Origin of the sequence: Thermomonas mangrovi (assembly GCF_028201335.1) — a bacterium.
Lineage (GTDB): Bacteria > Pseudomonadota > Gammaproteobacteria > Xanthomonadales > Xanthomonadaceae > Thermomonas > Thermomonas mangrovi.
Genome location: NZ_JAPEVV010000002.1, coordinates 135,577 through 156,357, shown reverse-complemented (window position 1 = coordinate 156,357; position 20,781 = coordinate 135,577). Strand labels below are relative to the sequence as shown.

Annotated in this window: 18 protein-coding genes, 1 pseudogene and 1 riboswitch; of the genes and pseudogenes, 4 read left to right on the top strand and 15 right to left on the bottom strand. The window is 71.4% G+C overall.

Annotated features, from left to right (window positions below; translation table 11 throughout):
• Window positions 1-41: 41 nt before the first annotated feature.
• The 10 genes and pseudogenes from ON759_RS04440 to moaA form a co-directional block, all read right to left on the bottom strand.
• The gene (locus ON759_RS04440; protein ID WP_271679156.1) at window positions 42-695 is read right to left on the bottom strand and encodes a thiopurine S-methyltransferase; all 654 of its coding nucleotides are present in this window, start codon (window positions 693-695) and stop codon (window positions 42-44) included.
• Window positions 692-2,941, bottom strand: a complete 2,250-nt coding sequence (gene parC, locus ON759_RS04435; protein ID WP_271679155.1) for a DNA topoisomerase IV subunit A — start codon at window positions 2,939-2,941, stop codon at window positions 692-694. Before parC ends, ON759_RS04440 begins: the two co-directional genes overlap by 4 nt.
• 34 nt (window positions 2,942-2,975) lie before the next feature.
• Window positions 2,976-4,049: a molybdenum ABC transporter ATP-binding protein gene (modC, locus tag ON759_RS04430; protein WP_271679154.1), complete on the bottom strand. Its 1,074-nt coding sequence runs from the start codon at window positions 4,047-4,049 to the stop codon at window positions 2,976-2,978.
• A complete protein-coding gene (gene modB, locus ON759_RS04425) occupies window positions 4,042-4,734 on the bottom strand; it encodes a molybdate ABC transporter permease subunit (RefSeq protein WP_271679153.1) in 693 nt (230 codons plus the stop codon). Before modB ends, modC begins: the two co-directional genes overlap by 8 nt.
• Window positions 4,735-4,740: 6 nt before the next feature.
• On the bottom strand, window positions 4,741-5,508 hold the full coding sequence (modA, locus tag ON759_RS04420; protein WP_271679152.1) for a molybdate ABC transporter substrate-binding protein: 768 nt from the start codon (window positions 5,506-5,508) through the stop codon (window positions 4,741-4,743).
• A complete protein-coding gene (locus ON759_RS04415) occupies window positions 5,505-5,996 on the bottom strand; it encodes a molybdenum cofactor biosynthesis protein MoaE (protein WP_271679151.1) in 492 nt (163 codons plus the stop codon). The genes modA and ON759_RS04415 overlap by 4 nt, the downstream gene beginning before the upstream one ends.
• A complete protein-coding gene (locus tag ON759_RS04410; protein ID WP_271679150.1) occupies window positions 5,993-6,253 on the bottom strand; it encodes a MoaD/ThiS family protein in 261 nt (86 codons plus the stop codon). The genes ON759_RS04415 and ON759_RS04410 overlap by 4 nt, the downstream gene beginning before the upstream one ends.
• Window positions 6,250-7,512: a molybdopterin molybdotransferase MoeA gene (locus ON759_RS04405; RefSeq protein WP_271679149.1), complete on the bottom strand. Its 1,263-nt coding sequence runs from the start codon at window positions 7,510-7,512 to the stop codon at window positions 6,250-6,252. Before ON759_RS04405 ends, ON759_RS04410 begins: the two co-directional genes overlap by 4 nt.
• A gap of 11 nt (window positions 7,513-7,523) precedes the next feature.
• Window positions 7,524-8,036: pseudogene (locus ON759_RS04400) on the bottom strand (cyclic pyranopterin monophosphate synthase MoaC); the annotation flags it as partial.
• A gap of 1 nt (window position 8,037) precedes the next feature.
• Complete coding sequence (moaA, locus tag ON759_RS04395) at window positions 8,038-9,021, bottom strand: GTP 3',8-cyclase MoaA (protein WP_271679148.1); 984 nt, start codon at window positions 9,019-9,021, stop codon at window positions 8,038-8,040.
• Window positions 9,015-9,145: riboswitch (molybdenum cofactor riboswitch) on the bottom strand. It overlaps the preceding gene by 7 nt.
• A gap of 201 nt (window positions 9,146-9,346) precedes the next feature.
• On the opposite strand from moaA, the gene ON759_RS04390 reads away from it, so the two are divergent.
• The 4 genes from ON759_RS04390 to ON759_RS04375 are packed head-to-tail and all read left to right on the top strand — an operon-like array spanning window position 9,347 to window position 14,618.
• Window positions 9,347-9,757: a GntR family transcriptional regulator gene (locus tag ON759_RS04390; protein ID WP_271679147.1), complete on the top strand. Its 411-nt coding sequence runs from the start codon at window positions 9,347-9,349 to the stop codon at window positions 9,755-9,757.
• Window positions 9,758-9,785: 28 nt separating this feature from the next.
• Complete coding sequence (locus tag ON759_RS04385) at window positions 9,786-10,700, top strand: ABC transporter ATP-binding protein (RefSeq protein WP_271679146.1); 915 nt, start codon at window positions 9,786-9,788, stop codon at window positions 10,698-10,700.
• 21 nt (window positions 10,701-10,721) lie between these two features.
• Window positions 10,722-12,542, top strand: coding sequence for a hypothetical protein (locus ON759_RS04380; RefSeq protein WP_271679145.1), 1,821 nt, complete (start codon window positions 10,722-10,724; stop codon window positions 12,540-12,542).
• A gap of 24 nt (window positions 12,543-12,566) precedes the next feature.
• The gene (locus ON759_RS04375; protein WP_271679144.1) at window positions 12,567-14,618 is read left to right on the top strand and encodes a S9 family peptidase; all 2,052 of its coding nucleotides are present in this window, start codon (window positions 12,567-12,569) and stop codon (window positions 14,616-14,618) included.
• 24 nt (window positions 14,619-14,642) lie between these two features.
• Here ON759_RS04375 and ON759_RS04370 read toward each other — a convergent pair whose 3' ends face one another.
• From ON759_RS04370 to phoB, 5 genes are read right to left on the bottom strand one after another with little or no spacing between them, the layout of a single operon-like run.
• On the bottom strand, window positions 14,643-15,032 hold the full coding sequence (locus tag ON759_RS04370; protein WP_271679143.1) for a DUF1801 domain-containing protein: 390 nt from the start codon (window positions 15,030-15,032) through the stop codon (window positions 14,643-14,645).
• Window positions 15,033-15,035: 3 nt separating this feature from the next.
• A complete protein-coding gene (gene ppx / locus ON759_RS04365; RefSeq protein ID WP_271679142.1) occupies window positions 15,036-16,580 on the bottom strand; it encodes an exopolyphosphatase in 1,545 nt (514 codons plus the stop codon).
• Window positions 16,581-16,633: 53 nt separating this feature from the next.
• A complete protein-coding gene (ppk1, locus tag ON759_RS04360; protein ID WP_271679141.1) occupies window positions 16,634-18,715 on the bottom strand; it encodes a polyphosphate kinase 1 in 2,082 nt (693 codons plus the stop codon).
• The gene (phoR, locus tag ON759_RS04355) at window positions 18,712-20,043 is read right to left on the bottom strand and encodes a phosphate regulon sensor histidine kinase PhoR (RefSeq protein WP_271679140.1); all 1,332 of its coding nucleotides are present in this window, start codon (window positions 20,041-20,043) and stop codon (window positions 18,712-18,714) included. The genes ppk1 and phoR overlap by 4 nt, the downstream gene beginning before the upstream one ends.
• A gap of 35 nt (window positions 20,044-20,078) precedes the next feature.
• Complete coding sequence (gene phoB / locus ON759_RS04350) at window positions 20,079-20,780, bottom strand: phosphate regulon transcriptional regulator PhoB (RefSeq protein WP_271679139.1); 702 nt, start codon at window positions 20,778-20,780, stop codon at window positions 20,079-20,081.
• Between the last annotated feature and the right edge of the window lies 1 nt (window position 20,781).

The following is a 20,781-nucleotide window of genomic DNA, read 5'->3' as shown; positions in this document are numbered from 1 at the left end:
GGGCCGCCGCGTTGACCCGGATCAAGCCGGGCGCGAGGGCCTCAGCGCCGCGCCAGTCCGTACACCGCCGTATCGAGGCGCGAGGCGCCGCCGACGTAGCCGGGATGGTCCGGCAGGATCTGCCGGCGTTCGCGCAGGTCCACGGTCCAGTCGCCGGCGTACAGCGCCTGGACCTCGTCTTCCTGCACGCTGAACGGCGGGCCGTCGCGATCGGCCTGCGGGTACTCCAGGGTCACCAGCAGGCCACGGCAGCCGCGCGGCAGCCGGGCGTACAGCTCGCCCACGTAGCGGGCGCGCAGTGCGGGGGGCAGGGCGATCAGGGCAGCGCGGTCGAACACCGCCGCGCAGCGCGACAGCAGGCCGGCATCCAGGTCGAAGGCGTCGCCGCGGATCAGCTCGATGCCGCCGGCGCGGTGGTGCAGGCCATGGCGGGTGGCCTCGACCTCGGGCACCAGGCCGTGTTCGGCGAAGAATTCATCCACCGCGACCTGCGACAGCTCGACCGCCAGCACCGGATGGCCCTGCGCGGCCAGCCAGGCCATGTCCAGCGACTTGCCGGCCAGTGGCACGAACACCGTCGCCCCGGGCGCGATGCCGAGTGCAGGCCAGTGCTTCAGCAACAGCGGCGTGGGGGTGGACTGGTGGAAGCCGATCTGGTGCCCGGCCCAGCGCTGGTGCCAGAACTCCGGGTTCATGCCTCCACCGCCAGCGCGTCCACCTTCTGCCAGCCGCGCGGCAACAGCCCGCCGCGCGAACCGCGGGCGCCGACGTACTCGTCGAGTTCGCGGAACGACAGGGTCATGGTGCGCGCGCCGGACTTCACCTGCAGCTTGCCGGTCGGCGGCACCACCGCGATCGCCACCACCTTCTCGGTGCCGCGCTTGGCCTTCGGGATCTCGATCAGCTTGTTGCCCTTGCCCTTGTCGAGTTCGGGCAGTTCGGCCAGCGGGAACGCGAGCACGTGGCCGGCGCTGGTGACCGCCACGATGCGGTCCGCGGCCACGTCCGCCACCGCGGCCGGCTGCAGCACGCGCGCGCCCTCGGACAGCGACAGCAGCGCCTTGCCGGCCTTGTTGCGGCCGGTCAGGTTCTCGAAGCGGGTGACGAAGCCGTAGCCGTGCGAGCTGGCGACCACGAAGCGGCTGTCGAGGTCGCCGCTGGCCACCGCCTGGAAGCCCGCGCCTGCCGGCGGGGTGAAGCGCCCGGTCAGCGGTTCGCCGTTGCCGCGCGCCGAGGGCAGGGTATGCACCGCGGTCGAATAGCTGCGGCCGGTGGCGTCGAGGAACGCGACCTGCTGGGTGCTGCGTGCGCGCACCGCGGCCAGCAGGCCGTCGCCATCGCGATAGGCCAGCGAGGCCGGGTCGATGTCGTGGCCCTTGGCCGCACGGATCCACCCTTTCTCGCTGAGCACCACCGTCATCGGCTCGCTGGCGACCAGTTCGGTCTCGTCCAGCGCCTGCGCCGCCTCGCGTGCGACCAGCGGGCTGCGCCGCGCGTCGCCGAACTTCTTCGCATCGGCCAGCAGCTCGTCCTTGACCAGCTTCTTCAGCTTGGCCTTACTGCCGAGGATGGCGATCAGGCGATCGCGCTCCTGGTCGAGGTCGTCCTGCTCGCCGCGGATCTTCATTTCCTCCAGCCGCGCCAACTGCTTCAGCCTGGTGTCGAGGATGTAGTCGGCCTGCTCGTCGGACAGGGCGAAGCGCGCGATCAGCGCGGCCTTCGGCTCGTCCTCGGTGCGGATGATGCGGATGACCTCGTCGAGGTTGAGGAAGGCGACCAGCAGGCCTTCCAGCAGGTGCAGGCGGCGCTCGACCTTGTCGAGGCGATGCTTGAGCCGGCGGGTCACGGTGTCCTGGCGGAACGTGAGCCATTCCGACAGCAGCAGCTTGAGGTGCTTGACCTGCGGGCGGCCGTCCAGCCCGATCACGTTGAGGTTGACCCGGTAGCTCTTCTCCAGGTCGGTGGTCGCGAACAGGTGCCCCATCAGCTGTTCGGCGTCGACCCGGTTGCTGCGCGGGACCAGCACGATGCGGGTGGGGTTGGCGTGGTCGGACTCGTCGCGGATGTCCTCCAGCCACGGCAGCTTCTTCGCGCGCATCTGCGCGGCGATCTGCTCGATCACCTTGCTCGGGCTGACCTGGTAGGGCAGCTGGGTGATGACGATGTTGGCGGCTTCCTTCACGAACACGCCGCGCGCACGCACCGAGCCGGTGCCGGTCTCGTAGATCGCCTGCAGGTCGGTGGCCGGGGTGATGATCTCGGCGGCGGTCGGGTAATCCGGGCCGCGCACGTGCTCGCACAGGTCGCGCACGCTGGCGTCGGGGTCGTCCAGCAGGCGCACGCAGGCGCTGACCACTTCGTTGAGGTTGTGCGGCGGCACGTCGGTGGCCATGCCCACCGCGATGCCGGTGGTGCCGTTGAGCAGCAGGTGCGGCAGGCGCGCCGGCAGCCAGGTCGGCTCCTCCAGGGTGCCGTCGAAGTTCGGCGTCCAGTCCACCGTGCCCTGCCCGAGTTCGCCCAGCAGCACTTCCGCGATCGGCGACAGCTTGGATTCCGTGTAGCGCATCGCCGCGAACGACTTGGGGTCGTCGCTGGAACCGAAGTTGCCCTGGCCCTCGATCAGCGGGTAGCGGTAGGAGAACGGCTGGGCCATCAGCACCAGCGCCTCGTAGCAGGCGGAATCGCCGTGCGGGTGGTACTTGCCGATCACGTCGCCGACGGTGCGCGCGGACTTCTTCGGCTTGGAGGCCGCGTGCAGGCCCAGCTCGCTCATCGAATACACGATGCGCCGCTGCACCGGCTTCAGGCCGTCGCCCACGAAGGGCAGGGCGCGGTCCAGCACCACGTACATCGAGTAGTCGAGGTAGGCGCGCTCGGCGTATTCGCGCAGCGGGATCTGTTCGTGCCCGTGGAAGGCCGGGCGGATGGCGTCGTCGGTCATCCGCGCATTTTACGGGCGGCGCCGCGTCGCGGGGTCACAACAGCACGGCGACCGCCTTCACCTGCGCCCATGCCGACTGACCCACCTGCAGCTGCAGCCGGTCCACCGAGCGTTGCGACACGCGCGCGAGCAAGGGCGCCCCGTCCGCCGACAGTCGCACCAGCACCTGGCCACCCGGGAGCGGCGCCAGGCCGAGCAGGGTGACCGGCAGCAGGTTGAGCACGCTGGAATCGTCGTGGCGATGCAGCGCGAGGCTCACGTCGCGGGCCTGGATGCGCACCCGCAGTGGCGTACCCCGGGCGTGCGCGGAGCCGTGCGCGTGCAGCAAGCCGGCCGCAGTGCGCAGGTCCAGCAGGCCGTCCGCGTCGCGGGCCTCGACGGTCGCATCCAGCACCACGCCGGCATCCTCGCGCAACGCGGTGGGCAGGTCGTGGCGATTGAGCAGGGCGAGCGCGGGCCCGGATGCCAGGACCCGCCCGCCCTCGAGCAACACGAGGTGGTCGGCGAGCCGCGCCACGTCCTCGATCGCGTGGGTGACGTGCACCACCGGGATGCCGGCCTCCCGGCGCACGGCCTCCAGGTAGGGCAGGATCTCCGCGCGCCGGTCCGCATCGAGCGCGCTCAGCGGTTCGTCGAGCAGCAGCAGCCGCGGCGCGGTCACCAAGGCACGGGCGAGCGCGACGCGCTGGCGTTCGCCGCCGGACAGGGCATCGGGCCGCCGGTGCAGCAACGGGGCGAGGTCGAGGCGTTCGATCCAGGTGGCGAGCAGGTCCGCGGATGCGCCGGCGCGCTGCCAGCCGTAGCGGAGGTTGCCGTCGACGCTCAGGTGCGGCAGCAGGGCGGCGTGCTGGAACACCACGCCCACCGCGCGGCGATGCGGCGGCAGCGCGTGCGCCTCGTCCAGCCAGGCCGTGCCGTCCACCCGGATGCGGCCGCGCGCACCCGGTTCCAGCCCGGCGATGGCGCGCAACAGGGTGCTCTTGCCGCAACCGGACGGGCCGAACACGACCGTCGTGCGGTTGGCGGGGAGTTGCAGGTCGACGTCCAGCCGGAACGCCCCGCGCGACAGGGCGAGCCGGACCTCGATGGCATGCGCGGACTCAGCCATCGGCCACCGCCGTGCGCCTGCCCAGCCATTGCATCAGCAACAGCAGCACGAACGAGAACACGAGCAGCCCGGCGGCGAGCGCATGGGCCTCGTCGTAGACCATCGCTTCCACCTGGTCGTACAGCAGGACCGACAGGACCCGGGTCTCGCCCTCGATGTTGCCGCCGACCATCAGCACCACGCCGAACTCGCCGACGGTGTGCGCGAATCCGAGCAGGCTGGCGGTCACCAGCGCGGGCCGGGACAGGGGCAGCACCACGCTCAGGAAGCGATCCAGCGGCGCTGCGCGCAAGGTGGCGGCGGCCTCCAGCACGCTGGCCGGGATCGCCGCGAAACCGGCCTGCAGCGGATGCACCACGAACGGCAGCGAGTACAGGAGGGAAGCGAACAGGATGCCCTCGAAGGTGAACGCGAAGTTGCCGATGCCGGTGGCGAACGCAAGCCGTCCCAGCGGCCCGTCGGGTGCCAGGCCGATCAGCAGGTAGAAACCCAGCACGGTCGGGGGCAGCACCATCGGCAGGGCGACCAATGCGCCGATCGGCACCCGCCAAGGCGAACGGGTGCGCGCCAGCCACCATGCCAAGGGCATGCCGAGCAGCAACAGGAGCAGCGTGGTCAGCCCGGCGAGCTTGAGCGTGACCCACGCTGCGATGGCCCAGGCCGGCAATCCGGCGGCGGGGTCCATGGCGCCTCAGTCGTATCCGCGGGCGCGGATCCTGGCGCGCCCCTCGGGGCTGCGCAGGTAGCGCAGGAAGCCGGTGGCGGCGGCGTTGCCCTCGCCATGGGCCAGCAGCACCGCGCTTTGCACGATCGGTGCATGCCAGTGTGCGGGCACCTCCCATGCCGATCCCGGCGTGCGCCGGCGCGCCTGCAGCACCAGCGAACGCGGCACCAGGCCGAGCGGCGCGGCGCCGCTGGCCACGAATTGCATCGCCTGGCCGATGTTCTCGCCCATCACCAGCCGCGGCTGCAGTTCCTGCCAGCGGCGCACGTGCTGCAGGACGTCGCGGGCGGCGACGCCGTAGGGCGCCAGCGCCGGATTGGCGATCGCCAGCCTCGGGATGCTGCCCTTGCGCAGGAGCGCCTCGCCGTCGCGGACCAGCCCGGGGTCGCGGCTCCAGAGCACCAGCCGGCCGGTGGCGTAGTCGAAGACGGTATCGCCGCGCGCCAGTCCCTCCGCGACCAGGCGCCGCGGGGTGGCGGCATCGGCCGAAAGCAACGCGTCGAAGGGGGCACCGGCATGCACCTGCGCATACAGCTTGCCGGTCGAGGCTGCGCTGACCTCGATGCGGTGCCCGGTGCGCTTGCCGTAGTCCGCGGCCAGGACGCGCGCCACATCGGCGAAGTTCGAGGCCACGGCAATCCTGGCCCGCACCGGCTTCGGTGCCTGCGCGAGGGCATGCAGCGGCAGCAGCACGGCCAGCAGGCAGAGGGCGGCGCGGCGGCGCATGCGGATCATGCGCCCTCCCGCCCCGTCGCGGCGTCCGCGGCGATCAGGGGCGTGCCGTCGCTCCACGCCGCACCACCGTCGCTGAAGTGCTCCTGCTTCCAGATCGGTGCCTGGTGCTTGACCGCCTCGATCGCCTGCCTGCAGCCACGGAACGCGGCATCGCGATGGGCCGACGCGAAGGCGACCACCACCGCGAGGTCGCCCACGGCGAGCTTGCCCTTCGCATGCGCGATGTAGCACCTGGCCTGCGGGTCGTGCGCCTCGATCGATGCCTCCGCCGCACGGCGGAACACCGCCAGGGCCAGCGGGTCGAACATGTCGTAGTGGATGCCGACGCATTGGCGGCCCTGGCTGCGCGTGCGCACCCGGCCGATGAACACGTCGATGCCGCCGAAGGCATCGTCGGACACGAATGCGATCGCGTCGCGCGGATCCAGCGCGGCGTCCGCGATGTCGATGACGTGGCAGGCGATCCGGTCTTCGCGTTGCATGCTCATCCTCCGCTCACGGGCGGCAGCAGGGCCAGCCGGCCGTCCGCCGGCAGCGGGGTGCGCGGATGCAGCAGGGTGGTGTCGGTGGCGATCGCGGAGGCCTGCAGCAGGGCGATGGCCGCGTCCGGCCAATGCGCGCGTGCCCAGGCCTCGAACCCGGCGCGGAACTCGGCGGTGGTCGTGACCCCGGGGAGCTCCAGGTGGAGTTCCGGCGCATCGGCGAAGTCGCGGAAACGGCCGAACAGTTGCAAGGTGATGTTCATGCGGGCGAGGCGTCGAGGCAGGAGGTTGCGCCGGGGCGCAGGGGGTGGACCGCCACCAGACACCCGGCCTGCAGGTGGGTGTCGTCTTCCGGGAGCATCGCCCACGCGCGCGCCTCCAGCAGCGGCGCGGTGCGGAAGCTTTCCTGGCCCGCCAGCAAGCGCACCGACAGGCGCCCGTCGGCGGACAATGCCAGCGCTGCCTTCTGCACCAGGCGGATGCCCGGCTTCTTGCGGACGTCTGCGGCGAGCGGCAGTTGGACCGGGGTTTCCGCGGGGCGTCCGGTCATTCCCCGCACCGCGGCATCGATGAAGAAGCGGGCGCCGATCGCGCTGGAGATCGGGTTGCCAGGCAGGCCGAACAGCAGGCTGCCGCGGCCGGCGGTGGCGAACAGCAGCGGTCGCCCGGGCCGCATGCGCAGGCTGTGGAAGCGCACGTCGGCACCGAGCGACGCCAGCACGTCCGGCACGAAGTCGTAGCGTCCCTTGGAGACCGCGCCGGTGGTCACCACCAGCTCGATCCCGTCGGCCAGCCAGCGCGCAAGCACGGGTGCGAGCGCCTCAGGCGAGTCGGTGACGGTGACCCGTTCCACCACGTCGGCGCCGGCCTCGGCCAGCAGGCGTTCGAGGTAGGGGCCATTGGTATTGGCGATCTGGCCCGGGGCGAGTTCGGCGCCATCGGCATCCACCAGCTCGCGGCCGGTGCAGGCCAGGGCGAGGCGCGGCCGGCGGCGCACGAGCACGTTGCGCAGCCCGATCCCGCGGAGGACCATCAGCGCCTCTTCGTCGAGCCGGACGCCCGCGGCCAGCACGTGCTGGCCCGGGGCGACATCGCTGCCAGCGCGGCGCACGTATTGCCCGGCAGCGGGCAGCGCCACCAGCGCGATCCGCGTCGGGCGCCCCTCGGCATCGCGCGACAGCACCCGGCAATCCTCGACCGGCACCACCGTGTCCAGCCCGTCCGGCAGCCGCGCACCGGTCATGATGCTGCAGGCGTCGGCCGCTTGCCCGGCGATCCCGTCCCCGGCCGCCTGCTCGGCGATCACCGCGAGTTCGCTGCCGGCGGCGAGGTCCGGGGTCCAGCGCAGCGCGAACCCATCCATCCCGGCGTTGTCGAACGGCGGTAGCGGGCGCGGAGCCTCCACGGGCGCCGCCAGCACGCGCCCTGCGGCGTCCACCAGCGCCACTGCTTCCGCCGGGAGCAGCCGGCAGCAGTCGCGGATCGTCGCCAGCGCGGCGTCGAACGCCAGCGGCTCGTTCATGCAGCGGGTGCCGGGTCGTGCGGCCGGTAGTGGGCCAGTTCGGCGGCGTCCATGCCGTCGGGGTGGAACCACACGCCTTTCTTGCCGCCGGCCTTGAACAGCAGCCGCACGGACTGCAGGGACAGTGCCGGTTCGACCGGCTTGGTGAGGTCGTACAGGGTCAGCAGGGCCGCGGTCGCGCCGGCCAGGGCTTCCATTTCCACGCCGGTCTTGGCGGTCAGCGCCGCTTCGCAGTAGACGCGGATCGCCTGGCGTTCGGGCACGGCGACGCAGCGCACGTCGACGTACTCCAGCGCCAGCGGGTGGCATAGCGGCATCAGTTGCGAGGCGTGCTTGGCACCCTGCAGGCCGGCCACCTCCGCCATCGCCAGCGCGTCGCCCTTGGGCAAGGTGCGGTTCACCAGCGCGGCGTAGCCGACAGCGCCGGCATGCAGCTCGCCGACCGCGACGGCGCGTCGCGCGGTGGCCTGCTTGGCGCGGACATCCGCCATGTGGAACCCGGACGCAGGCGTGGTCGCGCGCATGTCAGCCACCGATCGTGGACAGGTTGGGGGTCAGGCCCGTCTCGCCTGCATGCAACTGGTGGCCGATGGCCTTCAGCCCGAGTTGCGATTGCAGCGCCGCGGCGAGGCGGTCGCGGTCGGCATCGTCCTGCAGCCAGGGGCGCAGCGGGATGCCGACGTTGCCGAACAGGCACAGCCGCAAGTCGCCGGTGTGGGTCACCCGCAGTCGGTTGCAGCCGGCGCAGAAATCCTTCGAGTAGGGCGCGATGATCCCGATCCGCCCGGCAAAGGCGGGATGCGCGTACTCGCGCGCCGGGCCGGCGTCGCCGGGCCGCGGCTGCAGCCGCCAGCCGTCGGCCAGGAGTTGTTCCTCCAGCGCGCTGGCGCGGAGGTGGTGGCGCTCGAAGTACGCGGCGTTGTCGCCGGTGCGCATCAGTTCGATGAAGCGGACGCTGACCGGATGGTCGCGCAGGTAGTCCCGCCACGCCGGCAGCTGGTCGTCGTTCAAGCCCTTCAGCAGCACCGCATTCAGCTTGATGGCGCCGAAGCCAAGGCCGTGCGCCAGGTCCAGGCCACGCAGGATCTCCGGCAACCGGTCATGGCCGGTGATCGCGCGGAAGCGCTCGCGGTCGAGCGCATCGACGCTGACGTTGAGGTGGGTCAGCCCGGCCTCGCGCCAGCGCTGGACCCGCTTGTCGAGCTGGGTGCCGTTGGTGGTGAGGGCGATGGTCTCGATGCCGCCCACCGCCGCGGCGCTGGCGATGATTTCCGGCAGGTCGCGGCGCAGGCTAGGTTCGCCCCCTGTGATCCGCAACTTGCGCAGGCCCACCTGCGCGAAGCCGCGCAGCAGGCGTGCGATTTCCTCGCGAGACAAGGGCGCCGGGCGCTGCTTCGCGCCCAGGTAACCGTCGGGGAGGCAGTAGCTGCAACGGAAGTTGCATGCCTCGATCACCGAGAGGCGCAGGTACGGGAACGTGCGGCCGAAACGGTCCGCCAGCAACGCCATCGTGTTTTGCTCCTTTCCAAGCACGGGGGGCGATGCCGTTTCCAGCAGCACCGGGTGGCAGGGACGCCACGGTCGCCGGGCCATGCCGAAGCGAAGGCCCTGCGACTCGGAGTGCAGCCGGGGCTGCCGGCGCAGTGTAGTGCAGGGATCGGCCGATGTGGTGGGCCGGATACAGCGCTACCGCCCCGGCATCCCGCCGCGCGCCGGGCTCCTGCCGCGGAATCGACGGTTCGGACCGCGATCGCCCCGGTTCGTCGCAGACCAGCTTGACCGGCGCGGGCTGTTCGCACTGTACTAGCGCAAATAGTACAGATAGGACGACGCCATGGCCCGCACCAGTCCATTGATGATCCAGGTCGCCACCGGCGATCCGCGCCCGATCGGGCGGCAGATCGTGGATGCGGTGCGGATGAAGATCGCCACCGGCGAACTCGGCGCCGGTGACCAGCTGCCCAGCGTGCGCGGGCTGGCCCAGCAGCTGACGATCAATCCCAACACCGTGGCCAAGGCTTACGCCGAGCTGACCACTGAAGGCTGGCTGGAATCCCGGCAGGGCATGGGCCTGTACGTGGCGACCCCGCGCCAGCGCCTGTCCGACGACGAACGCGAACGCCGCCTGGACGACGCCATCGGCCGCTTCGTCAACGACGTGATCCCGCTCGGCTACCCGCCCGACGAGGTGCAGGCGCGCGTCGCCGAAGAATTTCGCCAACTGGCTCCCCGGAAGATCGCCTGAGCGCGATTGACAGACATCGAGCACCCACATGAACCCAAGCAACGACTGCGTCATCGAGACCCGCGCGCTGAGCAAGCGCTACGGTCGCAAGCTGGCGCTCGACCACCTCGACCTGGCGATCCCGCGCGGCCGCATCCACGCCATCGTCGGCGCCAACGGCGCCGGCAAGTCCACCCTGTTCCGGATCCTGATGGGCTTCCTGCCGCCGACCTCGGGCGAGGCGCGCATCCTCGGCCGCGACAGCCAGTCGCTCACGCCGCAGGACCGCGCGCGCATCGGCTTCGTCAACGAAGAACACACGCTGCCGAACTGGATGCGCGTGTCGCAGGTGACGACGATGCAGAAGCACCAGTACGCGCGCTGGAACCAGCAGGCGTTCGACAGCGTGATCGGCCACTACCACGTGCTGCCGGAGCAGAAGGTCGGCCAACTGTCGCGCGGGGAGCGGGCCGGCTTCAACCTCGCGCTGGCGTTGGCGCAGCGGCCGGAACTGCTGGTCCTGGACGAGCCGACGCTGGGCCTCGATGTCGTGGCCAAGCGCGCGTTCCTGGAGTCGCTGCTGTACAGCAACGCCGCCGACGACTGCACGGTGGTGTACTGCTCGCACCAGATGGAGGAGATCGAGCGCGTCGCCGACAACCTCATCATCCTCGAGCGTGGGCAACTGAAGCACATGTCGGCGCCGGAAGACTTCACCGCGCGGGTCAGCCATTGGGTGGCCGACGTACCGTTCAAGGGCCCCGAACTGCACACGGTGCCGGGCCTGCTGGAAGCGCAGCGCCTGGATGGCCTGCACCACTACCTGGTGCTGGACCAGGACGCCGGTTTCGAACGCTTCCTGCGCGAGGCCGGCGCGCGCAACGTGCAGTCGATGCCGGTCAGCCTGGACCGCGCCGTCAACGCCTTCCTGGCCAAGAACCACGCGGCGCCGGCTGCGGCCTGACGCACGCAAGAGGACCAACACATGATCGATCTGTTCAAGGGCGAGCTGCTGCGCTTCCGCCTGTGGGCCATCGCGGCATTCCTCGCCAACCTCGTGGTGCTGGGCTTCCTCAGCCGCATGGTGGACATGGCCCAGCAACCCATCTTCGTCTACCAGATATTCGCCGCGGTGTACGCCGTGGCCGGCGCCCTGCTGGGCCTGTACCAGATGGGCAGCTACCGCAAGCCCAACCAGTGGCTCAACCTGCTGCACCGGCCGATGCACCGGCTGCACGTGGCGGGCGCGTTGACCGGCGCCGGCGCGCTGTTGTTGTTGCTCTCGGTGGCGGTGCCGATCCTGCTGGTCGCCGCCTACCAGGACGGACTGACCGCGCGCGTGGTCGACACCCGCCACTGGCTGCTGCCGGTGGCGGCCTGGCTGATCGCGGTGTCCGGCTACCTCGCCGGCGCCTACGCGATGGTCGGCAACCGGCGTTATTCGTTCGCCGCGTTCCTGCTGCCCAACCTCTTCCTGTATGCGCAGGCATCGGGCGTGGCGATGCTGGGCGTGCAGTGCGTGGTGATCGTGTTCCTCGCGGCGATACTGGCGATCGCGTTCAAGCCGGATCCGGCCACGCAGCCGCGCAATCCCGTGGCGGTGCTTGCGGTCGCGCTGCCGGTGCAGCTGGGCGCGTATTTCCTGGCCTGGATGCTGGGCTATGGCGTCGAGGTGCTGTGGACGGTCACCGGCACGCATCCGCTCAACATGCCCGTGCCGCCGAAGGGCGGCACCATCGAGGCGGATCGCGCCGAAGGCAAGGCCATCCTGCTGCTCGGCATCGAACGCAGCCGCGACCCGGAAGCCGCGCTGTGGCGCGAGCAGGTCGCCTTGTCCGACGTGTACACGACGTATCCGCTGCGGAACCTGCCGCAGCAGGGCACGATGACCAACCTGCAGCCGATGGAATTCGCCGACGGCGACAACAACCTGTTCCTGGTGTACAGCCACGACCGCGCGCGTTTCGTCACCCGCGGGCTGCGCGACCAGCGCCGGATCGGGGAGATGGGCGTGGGCGAGGAACAGGCGGCGTTCCCGGCGCCGACCATGCCGTACGGTGCGACCTACCTGTACAACGCGCAAGCCGCCTACCAGTACGACGGCGAGCAGCGGCGGATATTCGAGCGCATCCGCCTGCCGCGGGGCGAAGTGATGGCCAGCCCGCCGCAACCCGCCGGCGACAACATCCTGGTGCTCAGCGACCGCGCTGCCTATTTCTATCCCGGCCGCGAGGCGGTCAATGGCCTCGACCTGTTGCAGCCCTTGATGCGGGTGGCGATGCCGGCGGCGGTCGGCAACCTGAGCCGGATGGACGTGGTCGAACTGCTGGATGGCTACCTGGTGTCCTACACCTACGCCTGGGGCGTGTGGAGCGGTGAATTGCAGCATCCGTTCCAGCAGGTGCTGCGCGTGGACGGCAAGGGGCACGCGAGGGAGGTGGCGCGCCGCGCGCTGGCGATCGACCTGCCGTCCGTCTACACCAATCGCAATACCTGGCTATCACCGGTGCTGCGCGCACTCTGCCTGGGTGCGCAGGACCTGTTCGCGGCGAAGGATCCGTTGCGTGCCAGGCCGCAGCCGATGCCGGCAGCGGTCCTGTGGCTGGCCGCAGTCTGCTGCCTGCTGTCGCTGCTCGGTGCGCTCTGGCTCACGGCACGCCAGTCGCATGCGCCGCGCGCGCGCTGGGCCTGGGTCCTGCTGTGCGGCGTGGTCGGTTTGCCGGCGCTGGCCAGCTTGTGGCTCCTGTATCCGCGCCGCGAACGCCTGCCGTTGCCCGGATCGCAGGCACCGCAGGCCGCGGCCTGAGCGGACAGGGACGAGGACTCGACGATGACCATGCTTCGACACCTGTGCGGCCCGCTGGCGCTGTGCGCCCTGTTGCTTGCGCCCCGCACGCTGCCCGCGCAGGAGGCAGAAGGGCTGCGCGCCGCGGAAGCCGAGCAACGCGCGTTGCCGCGCGCACCGCGCCTGCCACGCACGGCCTTCCTCGAGAATCGCACCCTCGTTGCCGCCGCGCTGTCGCCGGCCGGCGATGCGGTCGCCTACCTGCGCGAACGGAAGGCGTCGCGCGCGCTGTGGCTGCTGCCGGCGGATGGCGGCAGGGCGCGCATGCTGGTGGGGGCCACCCAGGCCGAACAGGTGACGTGGTCGCGCGATGGTCGCTGGATCTTCCTGCGCGGCCCGCGCGCGCTGGGCATCGTGGGTGTGGATGGCCGAAGCGGCGTGCGGGTGCCGCTGGGCGGCAGTGAACGTCGCCGGGTGATGAAGCTGGACCCGTCGCAACCGGCCGCGGTGTTGCTGCGCGAACGGGTCGCCATCGACAATGGCGAGCGCTGGCGGATCGTGCGCATGGACGCGCGCGGCAAGCGCACCCTGCTGCGCGAGGAGGCGCGCTGGGTCCACGATGTCGCGCTGGATGCGCAGGGCCGCATCGTCGCGCTGGCCCGCTTCGAGGGCGACCACGATGCGCTGTACCGCGTGCGGCCTGGCGGCACGCTGCATCAAGTCCTGCGCCTGCGGCCGATGGAGCGGATCGAGCTGCTGGCCGCGTTGCCGGATGGCAGCCTGTTGATGGCAGGCAATCCCGGGGGAGACTTCAGGCGCGTGCTGCGCCTCGATGCGAACGACCGACTGCAGACCCTCCACGAGGATCCGCGCGCCGAAGCCGATCTCGACGAGGTGGTGCTCGATCCGCGCACGCAACAACCGCTGGCGGCGAGCTACCGCAGCACTGCCGCCGCGACCCATGGCATCGGCGATGCGCAGGCCGTGGTCGCGGACATCGCGCGCAGGTTCCCGGGCCGTGACATCGCCCTGCAAGCGGGCAGTGGTCGGTCCGCGCGCTGGCTGGTGAGCGAACGCGCGGCCACGTTGCGCGACCCGCGCTGGTGGTTGTACGACCCGCGCAACGGCACCCTGCGACGCATCCTGGACGACCCCGGCATCACCGCGAACGCGCCGCCGGAAGCCGCGTTGGCGCGCAAGCTCGCGATCTCCTACACCGCGTCCGACGGCAGGCGCGTACATGGCTTCGTGCTGCTGCCGCCGGGCGTGGACGCCGCGCGCGCGCCGCTGGTCGCGCAGGTGCACGGCGGCCCGATCGACCACTTCCGCGCCGGTTACGACGGCGTCGCCCAGTTCCTGGCCAGTCGCGGCTACGTGGTGTTCCAGTCGAATTTCCGCGGTTCCACAGGCCACGGGCGTGCCTACACCTTCGCGTCGAACGGCGACTACGGCAATGGCCGCGTCCAGCGCGACATCGTCGAGGGCGTGCACTGGCTGCTGGCGCAGGGCATCGGCGACAAGGACCGCGTCGGCATCGTCGGCCATTCGTTCGGCGGCTATTCGACGCTGCTCGGGCTGACCTTCCAGCCGGAGCTGTTCAAGGTCGGCGTGGCCGGGGCGCCGCCCGCGGACCTGGGCTGGGCGATGCGCTGGCTGGTCGAATCCGGCGACCAGGGCGACCTGCCGGATCGTTCGCTGCGGCAGACCCTGCGCGCGCTGTCGCTGGACGCGACCGATCCCGCCACCCGCGCGCGCCTGCATGCGCAATCGCCGCAGGCGAACGTGGCGAAGATGCGGCGCCCGCTGCTGCTCATGGCCGGTGGCGCGGATCGCACGGTCGCGCTGCGGTCGGTGATCGACTACGGCGCACGCCTGCGCGCGCTCGGCCGGCCGGTCACCCTGCTGGTCGAACCCGGCGGTGGCCACTCGCCGGTCGCGCCGCTCGCGCGGGAGGCCTATCTGTTCGCGATGGACACCATGCTGCAGCGCCACCTCGGCGGCCCGCCGCCGGAGCCGCCCGGCCCGCGCCTGCGCGAATACCTGCGGGCGAACCTGCGCATCGCCGGGCCCGAATTCGAGGCGTTCGCGACGAAGTGAAGCAGCCATCAATCCCGCCAGGCGTCACTTCAGGCGTTCGAGCCGACCCTTGCGCTTGACGAGGTGCTGGTAGTCCCACTGGATGTCGCGCGCCTTGCCCAGCCAGCGCCGCAGGGCCGCGACGTGCACCTGCGCGGCCTCCGTATAGCGCGCTTCGGCGGCCTTGAAGCTGCCTTCGGGATGCAGGCCGGGCTCGTCGAAGGATTGCCCGCTCCAGAACAGCAGGCGCACGCCGCCCTTCAGCAGGCTGTAGCCGGCGACCGGGTTGCCGTCGAGGAACCACACCGGATGCCGATGCCAGACCTTGCCGACGGCGTCGGGCAGGGCGGCCTGGATCTCGCGCGCGAGCAGGTCGCACACGGCCCGCGCGGCGTCGGGCAAGGCGGCGTGGTAGGCCTCGATGTCCGGGTGCATGGCCTACTCGGCCGCCAACTGCAGGGTCAGGCCCAGCCCGAGCATGTCCTCGGGTTCGCCTTCCAGGTCCGCGCGCAGCAATGGGCGGGCCTGCAGCCAGGCGCGGTCCAGCGCGAGGTGCAACTGCTCGCCGGCGGCACGCAGGCGCAGCAACGGCATCTCGTCGGTCTCGTGCGAGCGGTGCAGCAGCACCGCCAGCCGCAGCAGGGCGGCACTGCGGCGGGTCGCGGCCAGCAGGCGGTCGGGGATCATCTCGAAGGCCGACTTCGGCACGCCGCGGCGATGGGTGCGGACCAGCGCCGCCAGCACGCGCTGTTCCTGCTGCGAGAAGCCGGCGATGTCGGAGTGCTCGAGGATGTACGCGCCGTGCACGTGGTAGCCGCTGTGCGCGATGGCCAGGCCGAGCTCGTGCACGCGCGCGGCGCGCGCCAGCATCGCGCGGTCGTCCGCACCCAGGCCCCAGTCGGCGGCGACCTGGTCGAACAGGCGCATCGCGGTCGCCTCGACCCGCCGCGCCTGGCCGGCATCCACGCCGTAGCGCTGCATCAGCGCGGCCACCGAGACTTCGCGCGGGTCGTCGACGCCGCCGCGGCCGGCCAGGTCGTGCAGCACGCCCTCGCGCAGCGCGGCCTTGCTGACCTGCATGCGTTGCAGGCCCAGCGCGGCGAACACCGCTTCGAGCACCAGCAGGCCGCCGGCGATGATCGGCTTGCGCTCGGCGGACAGGCCGGGCAGGTCGATGTCCTCGATGCGGTCGGCCTGCAGCAGGCGGTCGCGCAGCTGCGGCAGCGCCTCGGCGGTGACTGCGCCCTTGGTCAGCTTCATCGCCGCGCAGATCTCGCCGATCGCCTTGTTGGTGCCCGACGAGCCGATCGCCTCGTCCCAGCCCAGGTTGCGGTAGGTCGACGCGAACTGCTGGAACTCGGCGGAGACCTCGGTGAGCGCGGCGTTCCAGCGCTTGCGCGAGAGCTTGCCGTTGGCGAAGAAGCGGCGGGTGCTGGCGACGCATCCGGCCTGCAGGCTTTCGCGTTCGATCGGGTCGAAGCCGCTGCCGATGATGCATTCGGTGGAGCCGCCGCCGATGTCGATCACCAGCCGCAGCTGGCCGTCCTTGGGCGGCTGCGCATGGGCCACGCCGAGGTAGACCAGGCGCGCTTCCTCGCGGCCGGAGATGACTTCGATGGCGTGCCCCAGCGCGGCTTCGGCGGGGACCAGGAAGCGCTCCGGCGCGCGCAGCTGGCGGACCGTGTTGGTCGCCACCGCGCGGATCCGCGGCGCCGGCAGTTCGGCGACGCGCTGGCCGAAGCGCTCCAGGCAGGCGAGGGCGCGGTCGCGGACGTCCGGTGCCAGCCCGCCGAACCCGTCCAGCCCCTCGGCCATGCGCACGGTTTCGCGCAGGCGGTCGACCACCCGCAGCTGGCCGAGCACGCGCTGCGCCACCACCATGTGGAAGCTGTTGGAGCCGAGGTCGAGCGCGGCCAGCAGGTCGCCGTCGCGCAGCGGGGCGGCTTGCGCGCGGGCCGGGCTGCGGCGCGGGGGCGTCCTCATCGGTCGGTCGGTCGGCGGCGGCGCATGCGGCGATTATCGCCCGCCGCCGCGGTTCAGGCGTACAGGTCGTCGAGCAGCGCGAGCTGCGCCGAGAACGGCGCCTCGCCCTTGCCGGGCTGGCGGCGCAGGTAATGGCCGTCGGCCTGCAGGTCCCAGGCGTTCTGGTTGTCCTCGAGGTAGTTCGCCAGGCCTTCGCGGTACACGCGCTCGGCCGCGGCCGCGTCGAGGATCGGGAACGCGGTCTCCACCCGGCGCAGCAGGTTGCGTTCCAGCCAGTCGGCCGACGAGCAGAACAGGTCGGGCGCGCCATCGTTGGCGAACCACCAGATGCGGTGGTGCTCGAGGAAGCGGCCGACGATCGAGCGCACGCGGATGTTGTCGGACACGCCGGGCAGGCCGGGGCGCAGGGTGCATGCGCCGCGCACCACCAGGTCGATGGCGACGCCGGCCTGGGACGCGGCGTAGAGGGCCTCGATCACCTGCGGCTCGTTGAGTGCGTTCATCTTCGCCACGATCCGCGCCGCGCGCCCGGCGCGCGCGTGTTCCGCCTCGCGGGCGATGCGCGCCAGCACGCCGGTGTGCAGGGTGAACGGCGACTGCAGCAGGTGCTTGAGCTGCAGCGGCGCGGCCAGCCCGGACAGCTGCTGGAAGATCAGGTGGACGTCGTGGCCGATGTCCGGATCCGCGGTCATCAGGCTGAAGTCGGTGTACGCGCGCGCGGTGCCGCTGTGGTAGTTGCCGGTGCCAAGGTGCACGTAGCGGCGCAGCTGGCGGCCCTCGCGGCGCACTACCAGCAGCATCTTCGCGTGGGTCTTGTAGCCCACCACGCCGTACACGACCTGCACGCCGGCATCCTGCAGGCGGTCGGCGAGGCCGAGGTTGGCCTCCTCGTCGAAGCGCGCGCGCAACTCGACGACCACGGTCACGTCCTTGCCGTTGCGCGCGGCCTGGATCAGGTGCTCGACGATCGGCGAGTCCTTTCCGGTGCGGTACAGGGTCTGCTTGATCGCCAGCACGTTGGGGTCTTCGGCGGCCTGGCGGATCAGTTCCAGCACCGGCGCGAACGCATCGTAGGGATGGTGCAGCAGCACGTCGCCCTGGCGGATCGCGTCGAACATGCCCTCCAGGTCGCGCGACATCCGCGGCTGGAACGGGCGGAACTTGAGGTCGGGCCGGTGGACCATGTCGTAGACCTGGACCACGCGGTTGAGGTTGACCGGGCCGTTGATCTTGTAGACCGCGTTCTGCGGCAGCTCGAAATTGTCCAGCAGCATGCGCACCACGTCGGGCGGGCAGCGTTCGTCGATCTCCAGCCGCACCGCGCGCAGGTAGCCGCGGCCCAGCAGTTCGTCGCGCAGGGCCAGCGCGAGGTTGTCGACGTCGTCCTCGTCGACGATGAGCTCGGAGTTGCGGGTGACCCGGAACTGGTGCGCGCCCTTGACCTTCATGCCCGGGAACAGTTCGTCGACGAACGCCGACAGCACCGAGCTGAGGAACACGAAGTCGTGGCAGGCGTCGCCATCGCCATCGGCATCCGGCAGGCGGATGATCCGCGGCAGCGAGCGCGGCGCGCGCACGATCGCCATGTGGCCCTCGCGGCCGAAGGCGTCGCGGCCCTCCAGCAGGACCACCACGTTGAGCGACTTGTTGAGGATCTTCGGGAACGGATGCGCGGGATCCAGCGCCAGCGGCGACAGCACCGGCATGATCTCGTCGCGGAAGTGCGCGCGCAGCCACGCCACCTGGTCCGGGGTCCACTGCTCGCGCTGCAGCAGGCGGATGCCCTGGTCCCACAGCGCGGGGCGGATCTCGTCGTAGAAGCAGCGGTACTGGGCGTCCACCAATTCCGCCGCGCGGTCGTGGATGCGGCCCAGCAGCACCGAGGGCGCCAGCCCGTCGGCCGCCGCCGGCAGGCCGAAATCGATGGCGTGGCGGACCGAGCCGCCGCGGATCTCGAAGAATTCGTCGAGGTTGGTGCAGCTGATGCACAGGTAGCGCAGCCGTTCCAGCAGCGGCACCGCCGGATCCTGCGCCTGCGCCAGCACCCGGAAGTTGAAGTCGAGCTGGCCGAGTTCGCGGTTGGCGAACAGGCTCGGGTCGCGCAGGGCGGGAGCGGTGGCGGGCGGCGGCGTCATGGCAGGGCGGGCGTCTCGGGCGTGGGGTCGCGCGGCAGCAGTCGGCCGGGGCCGAAGCGACAGGCGAAGGTGCTGCCCTTGCCGACCTCGCTGGCGATGTCCAGGCTCGCATGATGCAGGCCCAGCACGTGCTTGACGATGGCCAGCCCCAGCCCGGTGCCGCCGGATTCGCGCGAGCGGCTGTTGGACACGCGGTAGAAGCGTTCGGTGATGCGCGGCAGGTGCGTCGCGGGGATGCCGTAGCCACTGTCGCGCACGGCCAGCGAGGCGCCGCCGTCGGGGTCGCGGGCGAAACGGATGGCGACCTCGCCGCCGGCCGGCGTGTAGCGGATCGCGTTGCTGACCAGGTTGGAGAACGCGCTGTGCAGTTCCTTGGTGGAGCCGAGCAGGTCCACCCCGGCCGCGTCCTCTACCGAGACCCGGTGCCGGCCTTGGCTCAGCGCCTCGGCCTCGCGGCGCAGCGTGGCCAGCATCGGCGCCATCGCCACCGGTTCCTCGGGCAATTGGTCGCGCGCCTCCAGCCGCGACAGCGCCAGCAGGTCCTCGACCAGCTGGTTCATTCGTTGCGACTGGCGCTGCATCTCCGCCAGCATCGGCGCCCACTCGGGCATCTCCGCCGGGTCCAGCATCTCCAGGTAGCCGTGCACCACGGTGAGCGGCGTGCGCAACTCGTGCGAGACGTTGGCGACGAAGTCGCGGCGCATGTGCTCCAGGCGCATGGTGCGGGTCACGTCGCGGGCGACCAGCAGCCACAGTTCCTCTGAATACGGGATCAGGCGCAGGTTCAGGCGCATGCCCGGGTCGGCGGGCGAGGCCACGTCGGTCAGCGGCTCGGCGTTGCGCCCGGCGGCTAGCCACTGCGCCAGCGGCAGCGGTTGCAGCGCGGCGACGATGGACGCGTCCTGGTGGCGCGGATAGTGCAGGCCCAGCAGGGGCGTGGCGGCCTCGTTGAACCAGAGCACGCGCTGGATGTTGCGGTCCACCACCACGATCGCGTCCGGCAGCGCGGCGGCGGCGGCGCGATAGGCGCGCAGCATCGCCAGCAGGCGGCGCTTGCGCGCACGCATCTCGGCCTGGCTGCGATGCAGCAGGCGGTCGAGCTCATTCCACACGCCTTCGCCCGCTGGCGGGTCCAGCCGTTGCCGCGCGGTCAGCCGCAGCAGCACGCCGCGCAGCTTCCAGTAGTGCCAGGCGACCACCGCCAGTGCCGCGACGGTCAGCGCGGGCCAGGGCCGGCCGAGCAGGAGCCCGACCGCCAGGCCGATCGCCAGCACCAGGGCCAGCTGGCCGAGGGTGCGGAACCACGCGTTGCGGGCGGCGGGCGACATGCGGCGGGCCTAGCCCCGGTGGCGCCGGCGCGCGCTCATGCCGCGGCCGAGAAGCGGTAGCCGGTGCCGCGCACGGTCTGCACCATCGCGTCCAGGCCGTGCGGTTCCAGGGTCTTGCGCAGGCGGCGGATGTGCACGTCGACGGTGCGTTCCTCCACGTACACGCTGCCGCCCCAGACGTGGTCCAGCAACTGCGAGCGGCTGTACACGCGCTCGGGATGGGTCATGAAAAAGTGCAGCAGGCGGTATTCGGTGGGGCCGATCGCGACCGGCGCCGGCTCGCCGCCGGCCTCGGCGAACACGCGGTGCGCGGCACCGTCGATGCGCAGCGCGCCGACCTGCACGCTGCCGTCCTCGTCGTCCTCGCGCGAACGGCGCATCACCGCGCGGATCCGCGCCAGCAACTCGCGGGCGGAGAACGGCTTGACCACGTAGTCGTCGACGCCGGCTTCCAGCCCGCCGACGCGGTCGTTCTCCTCGCCGCGCGCGGTGAGCATGATGATCGGCACGTCGCGGGTCAGCGATTCGCGGCGCCAGCGGCGGGCCAGCTCCAGGCCGCTGCTGCCGGGCAGCATCCAGTCGAGCAGGATCAGGTCGGGCACGCGCTCGGCGATCGCGGCCTGCGCCTCGCGGCCATCGCCGGCGGTCACCGGCTCGAATTCGCCCTTGCGCAGGGCATAGGCGACCATGTCGCGGATCGCGGGCTCGTCTTCGACGATCAGGATGCGCTTCTGCATG